We start from the raw sequence: 24,438 nt of genomic DNA, 5'->3' as shown, positions 1-24,438 counted from the left end.
CCTTAAATCACAACCAAAATAATTAGTACTGCACTATTTTGCTGAATCCTTCAGCATCTAAAGCCGCTCCGCCAACTAAGGCACCGTCAATATCACTCTTAGCCATTAATTCTGCAATATTGCCGGCCTTAACGCTGCCGCCATATAAGATGCGAACTTTTTGGGCTATCTCGTCACCGAATAATTTGGCTACGGTGATACGGACGAGAGAACAAACGGCATTAGCATCTTCGGCTGAGGCTGTGCGGCCTGTACCAATGGCCCAGATAGGTTCATAAGCAATAACCATACTAGCCACTTGCTCCGCAGTCAGCCCCACAAGGGCCGCTGCAACCTGACCGCCAACAAAGCTATTTGTTTGACCCGCCTCTTTTTGTTCTAAACTTTCACCGACACATAAAATTGGAGTGAGCTGATAATTAAAAGCAGCAATAAGCTTTTTATTGACTGTCTCATCCGTTTCAGCGAAATACTGTCGACGTTCAGAGTGACCAATAATGACATATTCACAACCGACATCTTTCACCATTTCCGGGGAAATTTCACCAGTAAAAGCACCTTTTTGTTCATAATGCATCGTTTGTGCTGCAAGTTTCACCTTAGAATTGCACAAAACGCTGCGCACGGCATAGAGAGCAGTAAATGTGGGGGCAATAACCACATCAGCCTGCGAAACACCGGCTGTCAATTTGACAACATCCTGTGCCAAAGCCAAGGCTTCGTTCACAGTTTGATGCATCTTCCAGTTGCCGGCAATCAAAGGATGCCGTACTTCGGCAATTGCGGCAATACCTGGCAATACCTTGCCTTCCAGATATTCTAAAGAAGCGCCGCCGCCTGTGGAGATATGACTAATCTGTCCGGATAGTCCCGTCTTTTCCAGTGCAGCAATTGAATCCCCGCCACCAACAATACTGACAGCACCTGAATCAGCTACAGCCTTCGCCACCGCTTCCGTACCGACAGCGAAAGCATCCATTTCAAAAACACCCATGGGGCCATTCCAGACAACTGTCTTAGCACCCTTGAGGGCCTGAGCAAAAGCTTGCTGTGTTTGGCAGCCAATATCGAGAGCCATGCCGTTTTCATCAATCTTGTCAACTGCTACTGTTTTATGAGGTGCATCAGCAGCAAAAGCCTCCGCTACGACAACATCTGTAGGCAATAAAAGATTCACATGACTGGCCTTGGCCTTAACAATTAATTCCTTGGCTAATGCAATTTTTTCTGTTTCAATAAGAGATTTTCCTATCCCATAGCCTTGGGCAGCCAAGAAGGTATTGGCCATACCACCACCAATAATTAAGGTATCCACCTTCGTCAATAAGTTGGCAATAACACCAATTTTATCCGATACTTTGGCTCCACCAATAATAGCTACAAAAGGATGAGCCGGATTTGTCACGGCCTGACCTAAAAAAGCAATTTCCTTCTCCATCAATAGACCGGCAACAACCGGAATATACTGAGAAATTCCCTCAACAGAAGCATGGGCCCGATGCGACACACCAAAAGCATCATTGACAGCCACATCAGCCAGTGATGCCAATTGTTTGGAAAAATCGGCATCATTTTTTTCTTCGGCTTTGTGGAACCGCAAGTTTTCAAGCATCAATATCTCACCTGATTGAAGACCCTTGGATGCTTTTTCGGCTTCCCTGCCAACACAATCCGCTGCAAACTGAACTTTCTTGTCAATCAATTTGGCAAGTGCCGCAGCAACGGGTTTCAAACTAAACTCAGCAACCACACTGCCTTTCGGACGTCCAAGATGCGCTGCTAAAATAATCGCAGCACCTTGTTTTAACAGATAGTTTAGCGTCGGAAGAGTGGCACGAATTCGCGTATCATCCGTAATATTTTGTTCTTTATCCATGGGAACGTTATAATCCACCCGGACAAAAACCTTTTTTCCCGCCAAATCAATATCTCTAATGCTTTTCTTATTCACTTTCTATACCTCCTAAAAAGGGTCACACTATCGGTAATGTGACCCTCTCCAGCTATTTTTAAGTTATGACAGATTTAAAACTTATGCGAGTTCGGCAAGATACTTAATTGTACGAACCATTTGACTTGTGTAACTATTTTCATTGTCATACCAGGAAACCACTTGTACCTGAGTCAAACCGTTATCCATCGGAGCTACCAATGTTTGCGTAGCATCGAATAAAGAACCGTATCTGATGCCAATAATATCACTAGATACCAATTCTTCTTCAGTATAGCCGAAAGATTCATCAGCTGCTGCTTTCATCGCTGCATTGATTTGTTCTTTTGTAACAGAACCTTTAACAACGGCTATTAAAATCGTAGTAGAACCTGTTGGAACTGGAACACGCTGTGCTGAACCGATTAATTTGCCTTGCAATTCAGGAATAACTAGACCAATCGCTTTCGCAGCACCCGTAGAGTTAGGAACGATATTCACTGCTGCAGCACGCGATCTTCTCAAATCACCTTTTCTTTGCGGGCCGTCAAGAGTCATCTGATCACCTGTATAAGCGTGAATTGTCGACATGATGCCACTCTGAATAGGAGCTAGCTTATTCAGAGTGTTAGCCATAGGAGCCAAGCAGTTTGTAGTACATGAAGCAGCGGAAATAACTGTATCGCTAGCTTTTAACACTTTGTGGTTTACATTATAAACAATTGTAGGAAGATCGTTTCCTGCCGGTGCGGATATAACAACTTTTTTAGCGCCTGCTTTAATATGTGCTGAAGCTTTTTCTTTAGAAGTGAAGAAACCTGTGCATTCAAGAACAACGTCTACACCCAGTTTGCCCCAAGGTAAATCTTCTGGTTTAGCCTGTGCATAGATTTTGATCTCTGTTCCATCAACAGTGATGGAATCTTCACCTGCAAATACTTTATCACCTAAAGCATATCTGCCCTGAGCCGAATCATATTTCAATAAGTGTGCCAGCATTTTAGGACTTGTTAGGTCATTGATTGCAACAACTTCATATCCTTCTGCCCCAAACATTTGCCTAAATGCAAGACGTCCAATACGTCCAAACCCATTGATAGCTACTCTAGTCGCCATAATACAATTCCTCCTAATTATTTCTTTTTATAATATTCTGCATGGCCTTGGCGGCTGTCTCGTCTGTTACAAGAATACCAGTTTGGCTAGCCCGCGCCACAGCAATAATTGCCTCAGCTTTACTAGCACCACCGGCAACGGCAATAACGGAATGAATATTTGCCAAGTCACCCAGGTGTAACCCTACACTGCTTGTTGCATAAACAATCTTGCCTTCTAGCGTACAATAATGTCCAAGTGCTTCACCCACAGCACCCTTGTTTAAAATATCCTGGACAACAGTTTGTTCCATATTACGACGCCTGGCCATGGCTTGCGCCTGACCAATACTATGAATAAGCACACTCGTATGTTTAATTAGTTCACGAATTTCCTTGGCCTGGGGATCGCTCTGTAAAATCACTTGCAAAGCTTCCTCATTAATGCCATCTGGAATATGCAGCAAACGATAGGACCCGCCCAGTTTTTCAGCCATGACAGCGGCAATACTATTCGCCTGAAGTTCTACGCGTTCACCCAAACCGCCTCTGGCTGGTACAACAATGGAATGAGGGCGACTGCAATTCACCGATTCGGCAATCATAGACATGGTTGTTCCACCACAAACAGCAAGGACCTTGCCATCTTCGGCAAATTGTCCAATAAGCATAGCGGCGGCTCGACCGAGTTCACGCAGCACCGTCGAATCTCCTTCAGAATCGCCGGGAATAATAATGACCTTCTCTAATCTCAGTTCACTGACTAACTCTTCTTCGAGTACTGTAAGACCATGAAGCATCCGGACATAATCGGCTAAATCCGCAATAAGCTGCTCTCCTTCGTCTGTCACATTCATACCAATTGAGGTAAATTCCAATAGTCCGGCATTTTTAAGAAAGTCCACTTGAGCACGAACAATACGTTCACCCATGTTAAGCGTGCTAGCCAAAGCACGTCTGCCGATGGGCTGAGCATACTGAATATGCCGCAAAATATGATACCTTTCTTCCATAACAGCGATTAATTCAGGTGCAATTTTTCGATGAAGCTGAATGATATTTTTCACATAACTGCTCCTTAAATTGGCTAGGATAATAAATAAGATTGCCTATAATGATATCATGGACGCTTTTTGTCCCTTAGGACTGTTTCGCGTCCCTTTGATATTATTATTCCCCAATTGCATAAAAAATCCTGCTTGAAAAATAAAAATTTTAAAATTAAAAAAATTAATAGCGTTTTCGTTTACTTGAAGAAGCAATTCCTAATTCTTCGCGATATTTCGTAACGGTACGACGAGAAAGAATCATCCCCTTTTTACTCAAAAGATCCGACAAAAGCTGATCACTCAAAGGTTTTTGGGGATTTTCACTTGCGACGAGTGCCTTGAGCTCATCTTTTGCCTGACTGGCTGCCACATCCGGTCCTGACGAACTATGAATGCTGGCCGAAAAAAAGGTCCGCAGTGCAAACAGTCCATGAGGCGTTGTCACATATTTGTTAGCAATGGCCCGACTCACCGTTGATTCATGCATTTCAATGGCGTCAGCCACTTTTTTCATTGTTAAAGGACGCAAATATTTGGGCCCCTGCTTAAAAAAGTCATATTGAAAGTGAATGAGCTGCTCCATAACGCGATACAAGGTACGACGACGCTGTTCAATACTTTTAATCAGCCAAGCAGCCGCATTCAAACGGCCTTCAATAAATTTTTTTGCTTCCAAATCAGTATCACGAATGACTTTTTTATAATAAGAACTAATGGTTAGTCGGGGTACAGACGTATCATTCACTAGAATGACGAAGGTTCCATTGACTTCCTCCACTGTAATATCAGGCACAATATAACCAGGATCGCCAGCAGCAGCAAACGCCCGGCCTGGTTTAGGATCAAGTGTTTTAATAATATCAATGGCAGCTTGCACCTCAGCAGGCGTCGTATGCAGTTTGTCTGCAATAACTTTGCATCTTCCTGCCGCCACTTCATCCAGGAAAGACATAATAATCTGATTTACTAAGTTATCGGCAACCTGCCGATAATCCAGCTGCAGCATCAAGCATTCTTTTAAATCACGACTGGCCACACCGACGGGATCAAAAGTTTGCAAAACATAAAGCATCCTTTCAACCTCATCATAAGGACGCTTGAGTCGCGCCCCAACCTCCTCAAGTTTACAAATTAAATAACCATTATCGTCAATACAGCCAATAAGATAACTTCCAAGCTCCCGTTCCCTTTGATTCAAAGCCATCAAATTCAATTGAAGTTCCAAATGTTCATGAAGCGTCTTCGTATAAATACCGACATTTTCATGAGGTCCGGAAGCTGCGTCTTGAATACTGCCTTTAGGCGTATCATCTTGGAAATATTCCATCCACTCATAAGAATCCTGTGAAGAATCTTCAGCAGTCTGTTCAGTACTTGTATCAGAAAGATCTTCGCTCGGAGGATCTTCAATTTCCAGTACAGGGTTTTCTTGCAATTCTTGCTCAACAAGTTCACATAAATCAAAAGAAGAAAGTTGTAAAATAGCAATAGCTTGACGAAGTTCCGGCGTCATAATCAACTTTTGAGTGAGTTCCAGCTTTAGACCATAGTCCATATGCATGCATATCCCTCCTTGTTGCCGACATAAAAATCCCCTTAATTAATAAAAACTGCAAGCGCTTTATTCATAAATAATACAGCGACATAGAAATCGTATTACTATAGCGAAAATCAAGTAAAACGGTGAAGAAAAAAACTATGCCAACATCAAAATTTTTCAAGTGAACGCTTAGCTTGTACCATAATGGCACATTCCAAACGTTTTTTTTGCAAAGAGCAGCCCAGTTCATAAGGTTTTTTAATATCGTGATTCATTAAATCTGCGTTGGCATGACAACCACCGCTGCAATAAAACCTTGCCCAGCAATCAGGACATTTCTCTTTGTTCAAAACATGCGTCTCGCGAAATTTAATTGGAAGTTCCGAGTTCGTTACCCCCGTAAACACATCGCCGAGCTTATATTCTTCCCGACCCACGAACTGATGACAGGGATAAAGTTCGCCTTGCGGCGAAACAGCAAAATATTCATGTCCAGCACCGCAGCCGCTTAATCTTTTGGCAACACACGGTCCATGATTCAAATCTAAGTTAAAATGGAAAAACTCAAAACCATTGCCTGACTGCTTTCTTTCCAAATAAGCAGCAGTCAGTTTGTCATATTCGGCAAATATTCGGGGCAAATGTTCTTCTGTCAAACGATAATCGGCTTCTTTCTCAATAACAGGCTCTACAGAAAGTTCCTTAAACCCCATATCAGCCATAGCTAAAACATCATTAGCAAAATCAAGATTTTTTGCTGTATAGGTACCGCGCACATAATAGTTTTCATTATTACGCGAAAAAATAAACTTAGCCATTTTAGGCTGCACCGTCGAAAAACTGCCTTGACCATTGGGGAAAGGCCGCATACCGTCATGCGTCGTTTGACGTCCATCTAAACTTAAAACAAGGGCAATGTTATTATCATTCAAATAGTCAATCGTTTCGTCATCAAGCAGAACAGCATTTGTCGTTAAGGTTAATTTGAATATTTTACCTGTCTCCTGTTCCTTCTGACGAACATAAGTCACAATCTGCTTCACTACAGGCAAATTCATGAGTGGCTCGCCGCCAAAAAAATCTATTTCACAATGACGACGACTGCCACTGTGCTCGATAATATAGTCCACGGCCTTTTTCCCTACTTCAAAGCTCATTAACGTACGATCATGGCCAAAATCACCTGTTCCAGCAAAGCAATAGCCGCAACGCAAATTACAGTCATGAGCCACGTGAAGGCACAGAGATTTTACAACAGGTTTCTCACGGAAAACCATGGGAGCCGAAATTTCCGGTGTAAAGAGCTGTTCTGCCTGCTCCAATTCCCTTAACTCAGCCATAGCTTCCGTAAGTGCTTCGACAGAATAAGTACTCCCAAGCTGTTCAATAACCTCTTGATCATTGTGACCTTTAAAAATATCCAAAATATCATAGACTAATTTATCCACCACATGGACAAGACCACTATTAATATCTAGTACAATATATAATCCTAATAAATAAAACTTATGAATTCCCTTATGCATGCTTCAATTCCTCTCATAAAAAAAATGCAGCCCCTTTGCCTAAAACAAGCAGGGGCTGTTTGCTAAAAAAATTACTTTTGGCAAACTTGATTGCCTACAGTGCAAGATGTTTTACAGGCTGATTGACAGGATGCCTGACATTCACCACAGCCACCTGTATGTAAGGTTTTTTTCAATGATGCCGTATTCACAGTTGTAATATGTTTCGCCACGAGTATCACTCCTCGAATCAATGTTTTCTTTTAAGTTTATCATAGAACCCCATTTGAAACAAGCGCAATCACAAGGATGGGGAAGGACTCCCTTCCCTATGCCTTGGTCTTATTTAACGGAGCTTGCAGGCTTTTCGTAATAATACCAGGTCCCTTGTCAGGCAGTGGATCTGGTATAAACAACAATCTTACCGGAAGATTAGATGCACCGGGTGGTGAAAAAGTAAACCACAGCGATTTACCCGAATCATAAGAACCAATAGGCGACACAGCTGTAGTAGTATTGGCGCCAAACATCACCGTGTCAGGTGGTGTCAGCAGTGGATCAAGTATTTTGTGATCATATTTGATTCCTAAAGCCCCACCATACTCGCCGCCCCTGGGATTAAGATAGCCTTTGAATTTTTGATTACCCTCAAGGGAAGGAATAAAAATACGGTACATGATGCCATAGTTACCATAATTCATAACAGGCTTTCCTGTTGTCATATCGGTGCCAATAGCATAATGATCAAGTTCATTGTCAGCCAGCGTAATGGCAACAACACCATCTGTTGAGGGATTATAAACATCATCAGGCAACAATAGTTTGTCACGCCCTTCAAAAGTACCTCTAAGGGAAGTAACGTCATTATCAAGCACCTTTAGATTGCGCAGTGTCTGCTCATTATAATCTTTAGGAACCATGACTACCTTCAACTTAACAGGCTGACTGGTCTTAAAATCAAAGATGCCATTCACAAGTTCACCAGGCCGAACTGTCATCGACTTTTGTGTATTCCATAGATAGTCCTTTTGCCCAGCTGGAACCGTCACATCATAAGCACTGCGGCCATTCGCAAGATAATCTTGCTGGGCCGTCTTGCCAACAGTACCATAATCACCACCAGGACCTGCAAAACCATAATGATAGACAAAAATATCGGCTTCTGATTTTCCTGTATTCTCTAATAAAACAAGAATCTTTTTCGGCTCTTTTGTTCCATTTACATGATGGAAAAAGAGCCGCACATCGCCACTCACTGTATCTTCATACATAATGCCATCAGCATTGACTGTTTCGGGACTATCAGAAAGCAGCAGTTTTCCACCAAACTGAGTTCCTGTCAAAGACCATTCCGGTGTTTCGGCAAAATCAACGCGAGGTAAAACCTCCTGTTGAGCAGCCCCAATCACGCTTTGGCTCAATAATAAGAAACTACTTAACAATAAACAAAGTTTGTTCATGTTTCTCCCCCTCATCCACTTATTATAACAAAGGGCCGTATGAGTGTAAACGCCTGACCCATAAGGATGATTTTTACAAATAGCACGCAAATAAAGCACTCATAGAAAAAGACTTATAAAACACGTGTTTCACTGTTTTATAAGTCTTTTTCTCATATAAGAACTATGATTCGTTTTATTTATCTTAGGACAGCGCTCACAGGAATTTTTAATACCACTTTCTTTACTTTCGAATCAACTTTCTTCGTAACACAAGGGCGATGAACATCCCAAGGGAATAATACAGCAAACATTCCTGCTGACAGATTTAGGTCAACTTCATCAGCTATTTTTTTACTATAAAAAATCATATCATTTTTAGGCAACTGATTTTCCTCCACCCGGCAATCCTCAGTAAGGTAGGCATAACTAATAATTTCCTCACCCTGAACAATATACTGAACATCCAGATAGTCCACATGCGATTCTGGCCGACGCTTGGCTTTGGATTCTGTTTGATATTCCTGAACAAGTGCAAATATACCCTCACTTAAATCATATCTTCCAATAGGCATCGCAATAAAATCTGTCTTGCTAAGATAATCCAGTCCCATAGTAATTGCAGAAGCATAAACTGACTTTTCTTTATCAAAATTCTCAATAGACCCAAAAATCATAAAATCACCCCTATTTTTTTTACAATGCTCTAAGACACCAAACTTAAAATCACACCTCCTTTCAACAATTTTTTCAGCTAGAAGCTAGCCTCCTCTTTACTCAGCAAGTACAACTACTATGAATAACATTACTTCCTAAAAACCAAGACAATGAGAAATTGCTAAAACACTAAAATTGCCGATCGTAAACAGACGCTGCATCCGATTCTTAGGTAAATGGGCTAAATAGCAAGGACTTTAAGATACGCAATTTAAATTCCATGAGACCAAAATGTGGACGAGGAATATTCACGCGTTTTAGGCGATAGGGATTTTTATCATCCGGCAGATTATAACCAGGTACACCCGCGCACGCGCCACGATAACCCGCATTTCTTAAAAACTCAAAACAGTCCTTATCGTAAGCCCCGAAAGGATAGGCCAAAAATTCAACAGGCCGACCAATTTTTTCTTCAATGACTCGTTTTGAATCAACAATTTCCTGTTGTTTTTCCGCGCGAGGCACTTCATCCAAAGCAAGATGACTGACTGTATGAGAGCCTATCTCGGTATGACGGTCTTGCATGGTTCGAATTTCATCCCATGATAGATACTCTTCCTCACCTGGCTTGCTGGAAATAATAAACACCGTACCGGAAAAACCATACTTTTCCATAAGAGGCAGTGCCTGAGTATAATTATCTTCATAGCCGTCATCAAACGTCAACACAATGGGCTTGTCAGGCAAAGTACCGCGCCCTTCCCTCGCTTCGAAAACATCATGAAGGGATACGCTATGATAGCCTTCTTGTTTTAAATAGTTCAGTTGCGCTTCAAACTGCTTCGGATCAATGCTATACATTTCGCCATCAGCAACAACTTCATGATATGCCAAAATAGGCACACCTTGCATTTTGGTCCGACCCCATAAGAAGATCAGTAATGCGATACAACAAAGTAACAGGACGATCCAGCCTGTTCGCTTATTAAACATTTATTTTCCCCCTGTCAAAGCCTGCGCGATTTGTTCCAATTTGCGCAGGCGATGATTCATACCTGACTTACCTACCGTACCGCCTAACTTCTCTACAAGTTCCTGCAGCGTTGCTTCAGGATAGTTAAGTCTAACTTCTGCGGCCTCACGTAAAGTACCTGGAAGACTCGCCAGCCCTTGGGCTTTGGCAATCAATTTGATATTTTCCACTTGACGAAAAGAAGCATCCACGGTTTTTTGCAAATTGGCTGTTTCACAATTGACCAAACGATTCACTCTGTTGCGCATTTCTTTGACACGTCGCACATTTTTAAATAGTTTCACTGATTCGCTCGCACCAATAAGACGCAGAAAAGCCTCAATAGCGTCACCATCTTTCAGATAAACAATATAATCCGCTTTCCTGTCTGTCATACGCGCGGGAAAATTGAAATACTTCATCAATCCGACAAGTGTTTTTCCATATTCTTCACTACTCGAAACCAACTCTAAATGATAATCTCCTTCAGGCCTGTTGACAGAACCACCGCCTAAAAAAGCTCCACGCAAATAAGCTTTGCGACAACAAGCTTTACGGAAAAAGGCCTTGTCCTGACCCGAATAAATCTCTCCTTCACGCATAAGACCCAATTGTGTTAATAACTCAGTCACTTCAGATGTCGGAATGACTTTGACGAGATAAGAATTATTCTTTTTAAGTCGGCGACTGCGCGTCACAACGACTTGTGTTTGCAGTTGAAACCGCTGTTTCATAACAACGAGAACCTTACGCGCCACAGCGGCGTTTTCCGTCGTAAAGTTGATCCCCAAATTCCGATTGCCACCAATGACCATATTGCCACCCATGCGCATCAAAGAAGCCAGTTCCGCCGTTTGGCAGCAACTTTTGCTGCTAACAACGCGAGCCAGCTCATTTTTTACACTATTTGCGTAGGATATAGGAACTGACATACTCTCACCCGACTATTTTTCATCCTTTAATTCTTTCAGATGTTCGCCAATCAAGTAATAATCAAGAAGCTTCATACGCTCTGAATTCGCTTTGAGCTTATAAACCATGGACATAATAGTCCGTGATAACTTAACAGGATCATGACGAACAAAATTCGTTTCACTAATAATATTAGCAGGAACGACCTTCACACCTAGCGACTCAATGGCCGCAATATCAACTGCAACAGGTGAAGCTCCTTGCTGTCCATAGACACTTTGCAGTTCTTCCGCTACTTTTTGACTATTTACTACAACATAATCAATACAGGGGCCTACATGATCCAAAACGGCCTTTACATGATCATAAGCCGTAAAGTCATCTGTTTCGCCAGGCTGCGTCATAACATTACAAACGTAAATAATCACAGCCTCGCTATTACGCAGCGCATCAGCCATACCTGGAATTAAAAGATTTGGCAAAATACTTGTATACAAACTGCCTGGTCCTAAAATCACTGCGTCTGCATCCGTAATGGCGTCTAATGCCGCCGCAACAGGACGCACGTCTTTCGGCTCAATAGCTACCTTGGCAATCTTCTTTTGTGCTAAAGGAATCTGAGATTCCCCTTCCACAACAGTGCCATCTTCCATGGTAGCAACAAGTCGAATTGTTTCAATAGAAGACGGCAGTACTTGACCTCGAACAGCAAGGACTTTGCTGGATTCTTTCAATGCCAGTTCAACATCACCCAAAATTTCGGTCATAGCGGCAATATACAAGTTGCCAAAACTATGTCCCGCCAAATTACCAATGCCCCCAAACCGATGCTGAAACAGTTTTTCCATCAAAGGCTCCGTATCGGCGAGTGCGACCATGCAGCTGCGCAAATCCCCTGGCGGAATCATCCCCAGATCTTGACGAATCCGGCCTGAAGATCCACCATCATCGGCGACAGTGACAATGGCCGTAATATTGCTTGTCACACTTTTAATACCCCTTAGCAATACAGACAGTCCCGTACCACCACCGATTACTGTTACGCAGGGACCCCGATTTAATTTCCGCTTTTCAAAAATTAATTCAACAAGCTTTTCCGACCCTTCAGGAAACAAGACAGCAACAACCGAACGAATAATCTGCCGTGTTGCAAAGGCCATAACTAAAAATCCCAGCATGACAACACTCATACCCGCAATAAACGTTGCTGTATATTCATATTTCCCTGTTGTCAAATAGACCAAGCGAAAAATGGTTTCTTCCACAACCCCAATATATTTATAATTAAACACAATGGCCAAACCAAGACTAGCTGCAATAACACCTATGGAAAACAATAGCAGCCATCGTTTAAATTTCATGCCTGGATACAGCCATTTCAAATAATGCATCGACTACACCTCAATTACATTATGCTTCATGTCTCTATGTTCTATATTAACCTTATACCCCTTCTTACGAAGTGCTTCATAAATACGCTGAGCTACAAAGACGGAACGATGCATTCCACCTGTGCAGCCAATAGCAATAATCAACTGACTTTTTCCCTCTTTAATATAGTTTGGAACAAGAAAATCAATCAGTCCGCCAAGTTTTTCCATAAACTGCTGCGTAATCGGCCATTTCCAAATGTATTCACCTACATCAGGCTCTTGACCACTGTGCTTACGCAATGATTCCACATAAAAGGGATTCGGTAAAAAGCGTACATCAAAGACCATGTCGGCATCAATAGGTATGCCATATTTAAAACCAAAAGACACAACAGCAATATTCATCCGCTCATATTCCTGATCCCCCGCAAAAAGAGCTGTTACCTTATCCCGAAGCTGATTGGTTGTAAAGTCCGATGTATCAAGAATATGAGTGGCACGACCACGAATCTTCTCAAGCATCTTACGTTCTTGTAATATTCCCTCGCTTACACGACCATTTTGAGCGAGCGGATGTCTGCGGCGAGACTCTTTATAACGTCTAATAAGAGTCTCATCAGAGGCTTCTAAATAAAGGACCTCATACAGATGACCATGCAGTTCCATCTCTTCTAATGTTTCCACAAGTGAGCCAAAAAACTCACCACCCCGCGTATCAACAACTAAAGCAACTTTATGGACTGTGTTTCCTGGTTGCATACATAATTCAAAGAATTTTGCAATCAACATGGGCGGCAAATTGTCAACACAGAAATAACCTAAATCCTCAAGCGTCCGGCTTACTTGCGTTTTACCAGCACCAGACATGCCAGTAATAATGACTAAACGAATGTTTTCCATGCAGTCACCACCTTTAAAAATTAAAAAGTAACAAGATGATTACGATTCTTTCGCCTGTTCAAATGAGACAATAACCGTTCAATCGACGTATTCAGCACCTGTTCTTCCGGGATACCATGGTCGGATAAAATTTCCGCCGCCGCTCCAAAATCCCCGACCGTCTCGGCAAAATGACTATCAGAACCGACAATCAATTTTGTTTTGGCAACCTTGGCCAATTGAATAATATGATGGCAATGGGCCTCACTCCCCAGCCGAGCTGCAGTGAGGGAGCAATTATTAATTTCAAGGGCGACATCAAATTTTGTTGCTGCTTCTACCACAGCTGCCTCATCAATTAAAAATTCCGGATTTCCTGGATGAACAATAATATCGACCGAACCACTCTTGATGGCATTGACAATCATCGTCGTATTGTCCTTCGACGATCCAACAGGACAGCAAAAAGCATGGAGACCTGCTGCAACGACATCCAGTCTTTCCAAATACTGTTTCTCTAAATCAAGAGTTCCTTTCAAATCGATCAGATTAGCCTCAATACCTTTAAGAATGCGAATACCACTCACGCGCTCAGGAATCGCCACCAAATTAGCAAAATGATAGGAATGAGGTCCCCCTGGCATCTTTGTGCCATGATCCGTTAACGCAATCATTTTAAGCTCGTTTTTTGCAGCAGTTGCTTGCGCAATTTCCAGCACCGTACTATAGGCATGCCCGCTAGCTACGGTATGAACATGTAAGTCGGCAATAAACTTCACAAAGATCACCTTCCTTAGCTGTTTTCATTACAATTATAGGGCAGGAAAGTTAAAAATGCAAAGAATTGCCACCTAATACATATTTCTCAATTGCCTCAGCCACACCATCCTCATTATTACGGAGTGTCACAGCCTGAGCCACGGCTTTTACCTCAGGTACCGCATTCCCCATGGCTACGCCAAAACCGGCAAATTCCAGCATATCGACATCATTTAGGGAATCACCAACAGCCATCACTTCTGCTTGCAAAATGCCTAGTTTATTAGCCAAAAGCGCCAAAGCCTGCCCTTTATTCACAGACGGATGCATCATCTCCACATAACCCGGTTTGGAGCTTGTAGCATAAAGCTGGCCAGGAAAAAGCTGCATCAGTTGATGAATAAGGGGCTTCACATTTTTCTCCTCTGTCATACCGAGTAATTTTGTCGGTGCCGCTTTCATCGTATACATTTTTTTACCGATGGCTACAGGCGTTATCTTCGACATACGAGCATATGTCAAAGCATAATCGTCAAGCTCATCCACATAAAGCTTATCTTCTACATAAGACTGGATGTACCAACGGTGATGATAAAAAAGTCTTAAAATTTCCCCGGCTACATCTGCAGGTACAGGTCGATGAAGAAAAGTTTCACCAGTCAAAGAAGATCGGATAAGACCGCCATTATAGGTAATAAGTGGAACATCCAAGCCAATTTGTTTTGCAAAAATAACAGCAGAAGCAAACATGCGTCCTGTAGCAAGGGTGACTGTGATGCCACGCTTTACAGCAGCCCGAATGGCGGCAATGGCCCGTGGTGAAACTTGAATATTATTATCAAGCAATGTATCATCTAAATCAATTGCAATTAGGCGAATGTTTTTTTTCATGCTAATCCTCCTCATATCACGTTCTTTATAAAACAAGCCTCACAGCATTCCACTGCAAGGCTCGTTGCTTAATAAACGGTGTTATTTATTAAAGTTAGTCTTGTTTCTCAAACTGGTCTTTGCCAACACCACAGAGTGGACAAACCCAATCCTCAGGCAGGTTGTCAAAAGTTGTTCCTGGAGCAATTCCGTTATCAGGATCGCCAGCTGCTTCATCATATTCATAACCACAAACGGTACATACATACTTTGCCATTCATTCAACACTCCTTTTTTTTGTATTTATAGCGCGAAAACCATTATTAGTTTATCATAGCTTTCATCTAATTACCAGTTTCGATTTGAGCCACCGCCACCGCCGCTGCCGCCGCCAAAACCACCACCATTACCGCCACCCCCGCCGCCTCCGCGCCGAAAAAGCAACGATAAAATCAGTCCCGTAAGAAACCCGCCAAAAAACATCCAATCAGATACAACTAAGAGAATGAGACCCCCAAAGAGAAGAATCTTTACCCACCAAGGCAAAGCTGTGACAGAGTCTGCATTTTGCGTCTGACTGCGCGCTGCCTTGACTTCAGCGTGAGGAACTGGAACATTGTATTCCTTGGCTACTTCCCCCAGCAAAGCTACATAACCATTTAAAATTCCCTGCTCATATTGGCCATTTTTAAAATAGGGGATCATCGATTCATCTTGAATTCGACCCGTTTTACCATCAGGAAGTGGCCCTTCTAAACCATAACCAACTTCAATCCGCGACTGTCTGTCATTTACAGCAACAAGCATAAGCACACCATTATTCAGCGTCTTATCACCAATTCCCCACTGCCGTAAAATTTCCAGACCGAATTCATCAATAGATTGTCCATTCAGGGACTTTACTGTAACAACAACGACTTGCGCTTTCGTCTGGGCCGCTAGTTTGGCACCCATATCATTAATTTTAGCCTTACTGTCATTACTGAGGACACCAGCGTAGTCCTGTACATAAATACTTGATGTCGGAGCCGAAGGAATCTGCGCCGCAAACCCCACAGCCGTGCCAACGAGACTTAGCAGAAATACTAGGCAGATTAGCCATTTTTTCAAGACTATCGCCTCACTTAAAATTGAACTTTCGGTACAGCTTTAGCATCTTCATCGGCTTTAAAATATTCTTTCTGTGAAAAACCCATCATGCCGGAAAACAGACTGTTTGGCAAGGTATGAATTTTTGTATTATAAATTTGCACAGAATCATTATAATCTTTTCTTGCCACAGCAATACGATTTTCTGTACCACTCAATTCATCCATTAACTGCCGAAAGTTTTTATCTGCTTTTAAATTCGGATAATTTTCGGCAACAACGAGTAATCGACTCAAAGCGCTCGACATTTCACCATCGGCCTGTGCCTTTGCAGCCGGTCCCTGAGCGCCGCCTAATTTGGCCCGGGCATCAGCAACAGCCTGAATAGCTGCCTGTTCATGTCCCGCATAACCTTTGACCGTATTGACTAAATTGGGGATCAGATCACTGCGACGTTGCAACTGATTATCAATTTGACTCCACTTGCCATTCACGTTTTCATTCAGATTCACCAATCCGTTGTAACTGGTCATTATCCCTAAAAGCAACAAGACAATGACACCCAGTATAATCCATACTGATTTGTTTTGCATCGATCAAAAATCCTCCTCAAACTTGCATTTTTCATAAATTACCTGAAGGATCCAGGTACACTCTATTTTACTACGTTTCGCTAAAAAATCAAAGAAAATGCAATAATAAAGAAACGATAGTGATGGGTTCATCACTATCGTTTCTTTATGCCTAAGATTTACTACATCAAGTATGCCTCAGTTAGAAAAGGTTATGTATCACAATTGAAATTGCCGTACGGCACTTTGAAGTTTTTCAGCCATCTTGGCCAAGGCATTGCTTGAGCCAGCAATCTCTTCCATTGATGCCGATTGTTCTTCCGTAGCCGCTGAAACAGTCTGCGTTTGTGCTGCTGTTTCCTTGGTTATATCATTAAGCTGTCGAATTGACGTGACAATTTTTTGGCTGCCACCGGCCACATTTTGCATATTAGCCGATATTTTTTTTACTTGATCCGACATTTCCTCAATTAATTTAGCAATCTGATTAAAGGCTAAGTCAGCATTGTTCACTACATCCGAGCCTATTTTGACTTCCTTTGTTCCTTCCTCCATAGCAACAACAGCCTTATCCGTATCCACTTGAATTTCGCCAATTAAATCAGCAATTTTCTTTGCCGCTTCCTCCGACTGTTCCGCAAGTTTGCGCACTTCCTCGGCGACAACAGAGAACCCACGCCCCTGTTCTCCAGCCCTTGCTGCTTCAATCGCTGCATTGAGCGCCAAAAGATTCGTTTGACTCGCGATGTTCGATATGGTATCAACAATTTTACCGATCTCTTTCGAACGTTCACCAAGCTTCATAACCACTTGTGCCGAATTGGTCACAGTCTTGTCAATACTCCCCATCTGAGTCATGGCCATTTTCACTGCCTTACTGCCATCTTGAGCGGCATCAGCCGTTTTATTTGACATGGATGCGACATGATTGGCATTTCCCGCCGCTTGCTGAAGCTCTGTTGACATTCGTTCGATTTCTGTAGAAACCGAATTCGTTACATTACTCTGCGTCTCTGCCCCCTGGGCAACCTCATTAATAGACGATGCCACTAAGGCAGCTGCATGAGAAGATTGTTCCGCACTAGCAGTCAATTCTTCAGAAGAAGCCGCAACTTGCTCCGTTACCTGAGCTATTTCTCCAACTAAATTTTGCAGATTAGTCGTCATATGATTAAAAGCATCAGAAAGTTGTCCAATTTCATCTTGTGAATCAATAGAAAGTGCCTTGACAGCTAAATTACCTTGCGCAATTTCTCGTGCATAATGAACAAGTTCCTCCAATGGCTTTGTTAATTTCTTGGCAACAAACCAAATAACTGCACTAACAAGCAGCAGTACAATAACAAGAGCAATGACCAAAAAGTGGATCATGACATTGGCGGGTGCAAAAAACTCTTTTTCAGAAACAACCGTAGCGACGGACCAACCGGTAATCGGAATAGGTTGATAAAATGCAATTTTTTTGTCACCTTCAAATGTATACTGATAAATCCCCGCTTGTCCTGCCATCATTCTTTTCCCTAATTCCTGTGTCGAAGGATCTTCTATCTCGATAATCTTCTTATTCATAATCAATTCTTGCTTCGGATGTTGAATGTAGGTACCATCCTTAGCAATCATAATTCCATAGCCTGTTTGACCATATTTCAAGCGCTCGGTAATTTTTTGTACATACTGAAGAGAAATTCCCGCTCCTACTAAACCTTGTGGCACTTGATTATTATCTTTAATAGGTGAAACGATAAATATTGTCGGTTTGCCCGTTGTTTTAGAGATAAGAGGAGCCGTTATTTGTGTTGGCCCCCCCTTCATAATCGACTGAAAATAATCACGTGACTTGATATTACCAAGAAAAAATGAAAATTGATTTCCATTTTGCAATACCGTATGATAATCACCCGCTCGATTTGCCGCATAAATATCCTGAAATATTTCCGGGTACGCACTATGCAAATACTTATGGCGCTCAATATTAAGTGCATCAACGGCCGCAAAATCTGTATTGATAGTCTGAACTGTCGGAGTCGCCGCAATTGTTTGCGGTTCAAGCATGTTCCCCTTAAGCCAAGTTGTAATAGTATTCGCCGTTTCACCCGTTGTGACCAGCATACTTTTACTTAATTCATCATTAATTAGGCGATTTACCCCTAAATAAGCTGCAACTCCAACAGCAAGCAGCCCCACTATAACAACAGGCATAATATAAAATAACATTTTCGCTTTATACGAAATAGTTTTTAGCAAATTTGCCCCCTCCCCCCACTTGTGTATAATCTAGACAATCAGCAAGAATTTAACTACTAAAAAACAATTTTTAGAATTGAAATACTGCATATAATTAGAAGGGGAAAATCGAAGAATTTCAATCTGCCCCTTCTGACGTTTTAAGTTCTTTACTAAAAATTTCTGAATCTCTCTTATTTACAAGATCGAGCAGGATCACTAAGAACTGCTACACCTGTTTGCAATCAGCAGGTTACTTAAAAGCAACTCTTTTTGGGGGTTAATCTTCTATTTGCAAAATCAACTATGATCACTAAGGGCTGTTGCACCTGTGATTTCCAGCCATTTCACCAATAAAAGGGATCTCAATTTAATTTCGATAGCTTTAAATCCTTGCTTAATTGTTAGCCGCTGGTGATAAAAAATTCGAATCTCATCAACTTGCACAACCTCATAGCCAGCCGTATCTTCCATCGCGGGAATACCCACTGCAATATTTGGTATATAAGAACCTGTAACACTTTTCCCCGCGCAAGGACACCCGCCAATAGCTGGTTCTAGCGTAAAGCTAATGATAATGGCACCACCATGCTGTTGAATATATTTTGCCGCATCATCCTTTATGTCAAACATAGAACCTCCCGTCGTCTTAACGGCTTAATGATCCAAGTTCAATTGCCTGAGCACGCAATTTTTCTCTGAAATCAGGATGACTAATGGCGATAAGAGCCTCCGCTCTGTCACGAAGCGTTTTACCGCGTAAATCAGCGATTCCATATTCTGTGACAACATAATGCACATCATTACGACTCGTTGTAACGGCCGCGCCTCTATCAAGTTCACAGACAATCCGTGAAATCGTGCCATGCGCCGCCGTCGCCGGAAGAGCAATAATCGATTTGCCGCCTTTCGACCGCGAGGCACCGCGAACAAAATCAACCTGACCGCCCACACCGCTAAATTGACAATTGCCTATCATTTCGGCATTGACTTCCCCCATCAAATTAACCTGGAGAGCCGAATTAATGCACACCATCTTATCATACTGACCAATGATAAAAGGATCATTCACATAATCGACCGGATAAACTTCTACATCTGGATTATGATCCACAAAATCATAAAGCTTCTTCGTTCCCATCAAGAACGAAATAGTGAATTTGCCTTGATGCAGCTTTTTTTTCTTATTTGTCACGACACCAGCCAAAGCCAAGTCCACTACGCCATCAGAAAACATTTCAGAATGAATCCCTAGGTCCTTTTTGTCTTTTAAGAATAACAGTACCGCATCAGGAATGGCACCAATCCCTAATTGAAGTGTCGAGCCATCCTCAACTAGTGAGGCGACATTTTCCCCAATCGCCCGCTCAACATCGCCTATTTTAGGTGGTTTCAGCTCCACAATGGGTTCGCTGTGCTCCACGATCATATCAATATCCTTTAAATGAATCTTCGGACCACCTGTAAAAGGCATTTGATCATTCATCTGAGCAATGACCAATTTAGCCACTTCTGCTGCCGGCTTGGTATAATCTGACGATACGCCATAGCTGCAAAAGCCTTCCTCATCAGGTGGAGTCACTTGCATTAGAAGTACATCTATCGGTACCGTTGTTTGAAACAGACGGGGAATTTCCGAAAAAAAGCAAGGTGTAAAATCAGCCCGATGTTCTTGTACAGCTTTGCGAGTGGTCGCGCCAATAAAAAATCCATTATGGCGAAAACTTTTTTCCATACCCACCTGAGCATATTTCGCCGGTCCCATGGCTACCATATGGACAACCTCCACATTTTCCAATTCCGGCGCACGCGCAACTAAAGCGTCCACAAGAGTTGGCGGCTCACCCACGGCGTGCCCCAGCAGCACGCGATCACCTGATTTCACATGTTTCAGCGCTTGCTCAGGTGTCGCCAATTTTTCAGCATAAAGGCTTCTCCAATTGTCCAAAATAACTCGCCACCTTCATTAAAATTTCCACTGCAATTTTATCTTCACGTTCTTCCTTAAAATCAACAGTCGCTGCAGCAACCCGGACAGATGGTTTACTGCAGCTCTGTTGTTCAGCGCAACTCACTGTACAGCCACTGATAAAAACTACAAAATCGCAATCCTTTCGATTCCATACAATCTCGTAGCCTTGTTCTCTCAATTTGTCGCGCACTTCATAAGCAATTTTTTCTCGATTAATACGCGGGTTGCACCCGCCACAAAACTGGATTCCCACAATTCTCTTCATACTACGACGGCTGCCCCTTGCGCAAAATATGCAAAGCTTGCTGAATCAAGTCTTCACTCACTTCAAAAACAGGGACAACGCCTTTAATCTCCGGACGCTCCGCTTGAATAACCTGTTCGACAACTTCCTTTAATGTTTGCCTAGCACCGGAGCATGTAGAACATGCTCCGGTTAATCTCACCCTGACAAACCCGTCTTCCGTCGTATCTAAATAATCTATGTCGCCTTCATGACTCTGAAGGATTGGCCGAATTTTCTGTTCAATAATTTGCTCGATACTATTCATAGAATTTCCCGCCTATCTTCAATTCTACTTATTTTCACAAAGCTGTCTTATTTAGCTGCGCCCTGATCTGGAATACCGGCAATGGCCTTAGCTAATTCTTTCTTGGCTTCAATATTCCCCTGCCGTGCTATCATAATCCGTTGGGCCTGTGGCGATCCTGCACCATGCATGGATTCCGTCCGATAACCCACGGCTGCTGTGCCGAGTGTAATGTTTTCAATGAGCCGCAAGATGCGCATCCGCCATTCTGTCGGAATTGATGCCACACCTTTAAAGTATTTTTCAACCACTTTGCCGATGACTGGATGACGCAGATCTTTCTCAGAAGGCATCGTTACCATTAATCCGCCTGCAATATCTTCCGCTAAACGAGCAATCTCATAAGGAAAACGCGTAACATTCTGCTTACATACATTGGCAAGGAGTAAATCAATGAGATAAGTTCCTGACGCTGTTTTGTGTCCCTCAGCCGAACATGCAATGCCACAGGCATAAAGAGTCTCATTTAAATGCTGCATTTCGATAATTTTATCTTTCACATGCGATGCCCGCGCTGCACCATTGTAATCGGCAGCAAGAGCCGTAGCACCGATCAGAACATCACCCACTCCGACTTTACATCCACCATAGCTTTGACGATGATAACCTGCAAACCGTTCCACAAGGAGGCCGCTAAATTCTGTCTCGCCTGCCATAAAGACATTTTCCCAGGGAATAAAGACATGATCGAAGACCATCAAGGCTTCATGACCGCCGAATTTCTTATTGCCTACATCAATGCTGCCACCCTCGAGTTTACGCGTATCACACGATTGCCGTCCATAAATATAGTAGATACCTTCTTCATCCGCAGGAGCACAGAAGCTGACAGCATAATCCGCATCATCTTTTCCCATGGAAATGGTCGGCATCACTAAAATCCAGTGAGAATTAATAGCGCCTGTTTGATGAGCTTTAGCACCGCAAACAACAATACCATCTTTCCGTCTTTCCACAATATGAACAAACAAATCTGGATCAGCCTGCTTGCTTGGCGCTAGGTAACGATCGCCTTTCGGATCTGTCATAGCTCCGTCAACAGTCCAGTCTTCCTGTTGCATCTTGCGCAGAAATTTTTCAAAATTTTCATGATACTTCGTACCTAATTTTTCATCCATTTCAAATGTTACACTGTCCACAGCATTAATAGCATCCATACCGACACAACGCTGGAAACAGGCTGCGGTTTTTTGACCTAACAAGCGCTGCATTTTTACTTTTTTCACCAAGTCAGCGGAACTCTGATGAAGATGACAGAAACGGTTCACCTTTTCGCCTGTCAAATGAGAAGTGGCTGTCATCAAATCAGCATATTTCGGATCTTGCGCTAATTCATAAGTGGCTTTTACAGAATTCATGGAAGGACGAATAATGGGATGATCGACTGGATTTTCAACAAGCTCTCCTTGCAAATAAACCTTCAGATTCAGTGCCCGTAAACTTTCTTCATACTGTTCAGGTGTTTTCAAAGTCATGGTAGTACCCTCCTAATATTTTTATAATCAGAGAACTCTTTTAAAAATTCTCTGTTAAACCCTTCGTAGAAATTGTTAATCTGAAATTCGGCTATTAAATACAGGATCTTTTTCCTTATCGTATTTATGCCAATCCCGGAAAAATTCTTTGCCATAAATTAATACACAGAGAACAATGCCTACTGCGAAAGCGTATCCGGCACCTCGTGCAATCAATACAGCTGCCACAATGCCAGCCACACCAAGGTCATTAAACGTACGGGCTTTTAAAATACCAACCCGAACAGCTACATAGCCTTGCACCAACATCGTTAAAGAAAGTGCAATAGGCAATATCGGTTTCACTAAAGAGACAATCGGTGCCAGAAAATATCCAGTAAAAGTTCCCAAGCGGAAAGAAGCTACACCACCAAATAAACTGTCCATCGCTTCCCGTCCATGTTTATAGCGTTCACAAGTCACAACCTGCATCGCTGCCCAAAGTGGGCCGCACATCGACAGATCAGGACCAAAACAAGACATAAATATATTACGCAGACCACAAATCATATTATTTCGATTCGCATCATAGTGAACATTTTCATCACCATGACGGAATTCACGTGCTTCATCAATTAAAGCTTCCGCCTGAATAAGCTCGCCAAATAATACAACATATATAGCGGCTACCAGCGGCATAGCCGAAATATAATAGTGTAGAGGCGGCCAACCGATTCGCTCAGCAAAGGGACTCCATTCGGTAATAACGGTGTAGAATTGGGGAATAGTAAATCCCCATTTAATATCTGGCCAAGGTAATTCTCCGAGAAGTGGTGCAATGACAATGGCCAACGCAATCGATGGCATTAGCCCTAAGTCGGAAATTGTTTTAAGCACTTTACTTTTAACGCGCAATACTTTAAAGTGATTCGAAAATAAAATGTAAAAACCAATCCCGACAGCAATTGTAATTGTCCAGGGATACTGATCAAAGTTTTTACCCGTATCAAATACTAGTCGTACAGCAGCAATACCTGCTCCAATTAAAATACCGGCTTTTAAAGCGTCTGGCACAATATCTACAAATTTTTTGGCCAAACCGGTTACACCAAGGAAAAGAGCAAAAATCCCCAGTTCCATTTCGAAGGCAATCAAGGAATGCATGCGTGGTACACCTTCCGGAACAGCCTTAAGCCACAGCAACAATAGCGGTATGGCTGGCGTAATCCAACCAGGGACAACGGGATCGCCAAGATGAGAATGCCACAGATACAAGAAACCGTTCATAATAACAATCGTAATGGCCACTTCAAAAGGCATGCCAAGATACTCTTGTAAGACTGGAATAATACCAAGACAAACAGCACACATCAATAAACCTTGAATATAATCAGGTAATTCGAAACGGTAATGAATAAATGGTAAACGCAGTTGAAAAGGTCCTAGTGGAATAAATGGCTGTTTTTCTCCATGATTACGTTTATAAATCGGTCCTAACCAGCTCAAATAGATCAATCCC

24 protein-coding genes are annotated in these 24,438 nt (G+C 42.4%); all 24 read right to left on the bottom strand.

All coding sequences use genetic code 11. The features are described from left to right. Positions 1-22: 22 nt before the first annotated feature. Positions 23-1,951 carry a triose-phosphate isomerase gene (gene tpiA, locus Ga0466249_RS01605; RefSeq protein ID WP_215827686.1) on the bottom strand — a complete coding sequence of 643 codons (1,929 nt, stop codon included), beginning with the start codon at positions 1,949-1,951 and terminating at the stop codon, positions 23-25. An 81-nt stretch (positions 1,952-2,032) separates the two neighbouring features. Then, positions 2,033-3,046 (bottom strand): type I glyceraldehyde-3-phosphate dehydrogenase, encoded by a 1,014-nt coding sequence (gene gap, locus Ga0466249_RS01600; protein ID WP_215827685.1) that lies wholly within the window; start codon positions 3,044-3,046, stop codon positions 2,033-2,035. Between the two features lie 13 nt (positions 3,047-3,059). After that, entirely contained in the window at positions 3,060-4,091 is a 1,032-nt protein-coding gene (locus Ga0466249_RS01595) for a sugar-binding transcriptional regulator (RefSeq protein WP_312889680.1), read from the bottom strand. A 163-nt stretch (positions 4,092-4,254) separates the two neighbouring features. Then, the gene (rpoN, locus tag Ga0466249_RS01590; RefSeq protein WP_215827684.1) at positions 4,255-5,634 is read right to left on the bottom strand and encodes an RNA polymerase factor sigma-54; all 1,380 of its coding nucleotides are present in this window, start codon (positions 5,632-5,634) and stop codon (positions 4,255-4,257) included. 146 nt (positions 5,635-5,780) lie between these two features. Continuing rightward, the gene (gene scfB / locus Ga0466249_RS01585) at positions 5,781-7,139 is read right to left on the bottom strand and encodes a thioether cross-link-forming SCIFF peptide maturase (RefSeq protein WP_215827683.1); all 1,359 of its coding nucleotides are present in this window, start codon (positions 7,137-7,139) and stop codon (positions 5,781-5,783) included. A gap of 71 nt (positions 7,140-7,210) precedes the next feature. After that, positions 7,211-7,351, bottom strand: coding sequence for a six-cysteine ranthipeptide SCIFF (scfA, locus tag Ga0466249_RS01580; RefSeq protein WP_215827682.1), 141 nt, complete (start codon positions 7,349-7,351; stop codon positions 7,211-7,213). Positions 7,352-7,447: 96 nt separating this feature from the next. Continuing rightward, on the bottom strand, positions 7,448-8,578 hold the full coding sequence (locus Ga0466249_RS01575) for a copper amine oxidase (RefSeq protein WP_215827681.1): 1,131 nt from the start codon (positions 8,576-8,578) through the stop codon (positions 7,448-7,450). Between the two features lie 179 nt (positions 8,579-8,757). Continuing rightward, on the bottom strand, positions 8,758-9,234 hold the full coding sequence (locus Ga0466249_RS01570) for a NanQ anomerase/TabA/YiaL family protein (RefSeq protein WP_215827680.1): 477 nt from the start codon (positions 9,232-9,234) through the stop codon (positions 8,758-8,760). A gap of 208 nt (positions 9,235-9,442) precedes the next feature. Continuing rightward, positions 9,443-10,207: a polysaccharide deacetylase family protein gene (locus tag Ga0466249_RS01565; RefSeq protein WP_215827679.1), complete on the bottom strand. Its 765-nt coding sequence runs from the start codon at positions 10,205-10,207 to the stop codon at positions 9,443-9,445. Then, a complete protein-coding gene (gene whiA, locus Ga0466249_RS01560) occupies positions 10,208-11,158 on the bottom strand; it encodes a DNA-binding protein WhiA (protein ID WP_215827678.1) in 951 nt (316 codons plus the stop codon). A gap of 12 nt (positions 11,159-11,170) precedes the next feature. Beyond that, a complete protein-coding gene (gene mgfK, locus Ga0466249_RS01555) occupies positions 11,171-12,529 on the bottom strand; it encodes a gluconeogenesis morphogenetic factor MgfK (RefSeq protein ID WP_215827677.1) in 1,359 nt (452 codons plus the stop codon). A gap of 3 nt (positions 12,530-12,532) precedes the next feature. After that, positions 12,533-13,411, bottom strand: coding sequence for an RNase adapter RapZ (rapZ, locus tag Ga0466249_RS01550; RefSeq protein ID WP_215827676.1), 879 nt, complete (start codon positions 13,409-13,411; stop codon positions 12,533-12,535). Positions 13,412-13,431: 20 nt separating this feature from the next. After that, a complete protein-coding gene (locus Ga0466249_RS01545) occupies positions 13,432-14,169 on the bottom strand; it encodes a PHP domain-containing protein (protein ID WP_215827675.1) in 738 nt (245 codons plus the stop codon). 49 nt (positions 14,170-14,218) lie between these two features. Continuing rightward, positions 14,219-15,040 carry a Cof-type HAD-IIB family hydrolase gene (locus Ga0466249_RS01540; protein WP_215827674.1) on the bottom strand — a complete coding sequence of 274 codons (822 nt, stop codon included), beginning with the start codon at positions 15,038-15,040 and terminating at the stop codon, positions 14,219-14,221. Between the two features lie 94 nt (positions 15,041-15,134). Continuing rightward, entirely contained in the window at positions 15,135-15,296 is a 162-nt protein-coding gene (rd, locus tag Ga0466249_RS01535) for a rubredoxin (RefSeq protein ID WP_215827673.1), read from the bottom strand. A 71-nt stretch (positions 15,297-15,367) separates the two neighbouring features. Beyond that, positions 15,368-16,129 carry a TPM domain-containing protein gene (locus Ga0466249_RS01530; protein WP_215827672.1) on the bottom strand — a complete coding sequence of 254 codons (762 nt, stop codon included), beginning with the start codon at positions 16,127-16,129 and terminating at the stop codon, positions 15,368-15,370. A 14-nt stretch (positions 16,130-16,143) separates the two neighbouring features. Continuing rightward, positions 16,144-16,701 carry a LemA family protein gene (locus Ga0466249_RS01525; RefSeq protein WP_215827671.1) on the bottom strand — a complete coding sequence of 186 codons (558 nt, stop codon included), beginning with the start codon at positions 16,699-16,701 and terminating at the stop codon, positions 16,144-16,146. Between the two features lie 198 nt (positions 16,702-16,899). Beyond that, positions 16,900-18,924 (bottom strand): methyl-accepting chemotaxis protein, encoded by a 2,025-nt coding sequence (locus tag Ga0466249_RS01520; RefSeq protein ID WP_215827670.1) that lies wholly within the window; start codon positions 18,922-18,924, stop codon positions 16,900-16,902. A 279-nt stretch (positions 18,925-19,203) separates the two neighbouring features. Further along, positions 19,204-19,536: a CC/Se motif family (seleno)protein gene (locus Ga0466249_RS01515; protein WP_215827669.1), complete on the bottom strand. Its 333-nt coding sequence runs from the start codon at positions 19,534-19,536 to the stop codon at positions 19,204-19,206. Positions 19,537-19,552: 16 nt separating this feature from the next. Then, positions 19,553-20,851 (bottom strand): acetyl-CoA hydrolase/transferase family protein, encoded by a 1,299-nt coding sequence (locus Ga0466249_RS01510; RefSeq protein WP_215827668.1) that lies wholly within the window; start codon positions 20,849-20,851, stop codon positions 19,553-19,555. Further along, positions 20,823-21,140, bottom strand: coding sequence for a hypothetical protein (locus Ga0466249_RS01505; protein WP_215827667.1), 318 nt, complete (start codon positions 21,138-21,140; stop codon positions 20,823-20,825). Before Ga0466249_RS01505 ends, Ga0466249_RS01510 begins: the two co-directional genes overlap by 29 nt. Before the next feature lies 1 nt (position 21,141). Beyond that, positions 21,142-21,426 (bottom strand): NifU family protein, encoded by a 285-nt coding sequence (locus Ga0466249_RS01500; RefSeq protein WP_215827666.1) that lies wholly within the window; start codon positions 21,424-21,426, stop codon positions 21,142-21,144. Positions 21,427-21,473: 47 nt separating this feature from the next. After that, positions 21,474-22,940: a 4-hydroxyphenylacetate 3-hydroxylase family protein gene (locus Ga0466249_RS01495; protein ID WP_215827665.1), complete on the bottom strand. Its 1,467-nt coding sequence runs from the start codon at positions 22,938-22,940 to the stop codon at positions 21,474-21,476. A 75-nt stretch (positions 22,941-23,015) separates the two neighbouring features. Then, on the bottom strand, positions 23,016-24,425 hold the full coding sequence (locus tag Ga0466249_RS01490) for a hypothetical protein (RefSeq protein ID WP_215827664.1): 1,410 nt from the start codon (positions 24,423-24,425) through the stop codon (positions 23,016-23,018). Positions 24,426-24,438 lie beyond the last annotated feature (13 nt).

This window comes from Pelorhabdus rhamnosifermentans, from assembly GCF_018835585.1.
Lineage (GTDB): Bacteria > Bacillota > Negativicutes > UMGS1260 > UMGS1260 > Pelorhabdus > Pelorhabdus rhamnosifermentans.
Note: the sequence above shows the minus strand (reverse complement) of the source record. Positions and strands in the feature narration are given on the sequence as shown.

What these genes read in the sequence shown, in the direction of transcription:
- Ga0466249_RS01525 (WP_215827671.1), bottom strand. Translation starts at nt 16,701, where the DNA reads ATGCAAAACAAATCAGTATGGATTATACTGGGTGTCATTGTCTTGTTG.
- Ga0466249_RS01570 (WP_215827680.1), bottom strand. Translation starts at nt 9,234, where the DNA reads ATGATTTTTGGGTCTATTGAGAATTTTGATAAAGAAAAGTCAGTTTAT.
- gap (WP_215827685.1), bottom strand. Translation starts at nt 3,046, where the DNA reads ATGGCGACTAGAGTAGCTATCAATGGGTTTGGACGTATTGGACGTCTT.
- Ga0466249_RS01575 (WP_215827681.1), bottom strand. Translation starts at nt 8,578, where the DNA reads ATGAACAAACTTTGTTTATTGTTAAGTAGTTTCTTATTATTGAGCCAA.
- Ga0466249_RS01540 (WP_215827674.1), bottom strand. Translation starts at nt 15,040, where the DNA reads ATGAAAAAAAACATTCGCCTAATTGCAATTGATTTAGATGATACATTG.
- rpoN (WP_215827684.1), bottom strand. Translation starts at nt 5,634, where the DNA reads ATGCATATGGACTATGGTCTAAAGCTGGAACTCACTCAAAAGTTGATT.
- whiA (WP_215827678.1), bottom strand. Translation starts at nt 11,158, where the DNA reads ATGTCAGTTCCTATATCCTACGCAAATAGTGTAAAAAATGAGCTGGCT.
- Ga0466249_RS01565 (WP_215827679.1), bottom strand. Translation starts at nt 10,207, where the DNA reads ATGTTTAATAAGCGAACAGGCTGGATCGTCCTGTTACTTTGTTGTATC.
- rapZ (WP_215827676.1), bottom strand. Translation starts at nt 13,411, where the DNA reads ATGGAAAACATTCGTTTAGTCATTATTACTGGCATGTCTGGTGCTGGT.
- mgfK (WP_215827677.1), bottom strand. Translation starts at nt 12,529, where the DNA reads ATGCATTATTTGAAATGGCTGTATCCAGGCATGAAATTTAAACGATGG.
- Ga0466249_RS01500 (WP_215827666.1), bottom strand. Translation starts at nt 21,426, where the DNA reads ATGAATAGTATCGAGCAAATTATTGAACAGAAAATTCGGCCAATCCTT.
- Ga0466249_RS01495 (WP_215827665.1), bottom strand. Translation starts at nt 22,940, where the DNA reads ATGACTTTGAAAACACCTGAACAGTATGAAGAAAGTTTACGGGCACTG.
- rd (WP_215827673.1), bottom strand. Translation starts at nt 15,296, where the DNA reads ATGGCAAAGTATGTATGTACCGTTTGTGGTTATGAATATGATGAAGCA.
- Ga0466249_RS01515 (WP_215827669.1), bottom strand. Translation starts at nt 19,536, where the DNA reads ATGTTTGACATAAAGGATGATGCGGCAAAATATATTCAACAGCATGGT.
- Ga0466249_RS01505 (WP_215827667.1), bottom strand. Translation starts at nt 21,140, where the DNA reads ATGAAGAGAATTGTGGGAATCCAGTTTTGTGGCGGGTGCAACCCGCGT.
- scfB (WP_215827683.1), bottom strand. Translation starts at nt 7,139, where the DNA reads ATGCATAAGGGAATTCATAAGTTTTATTTATTAGGATTATATATTGTA.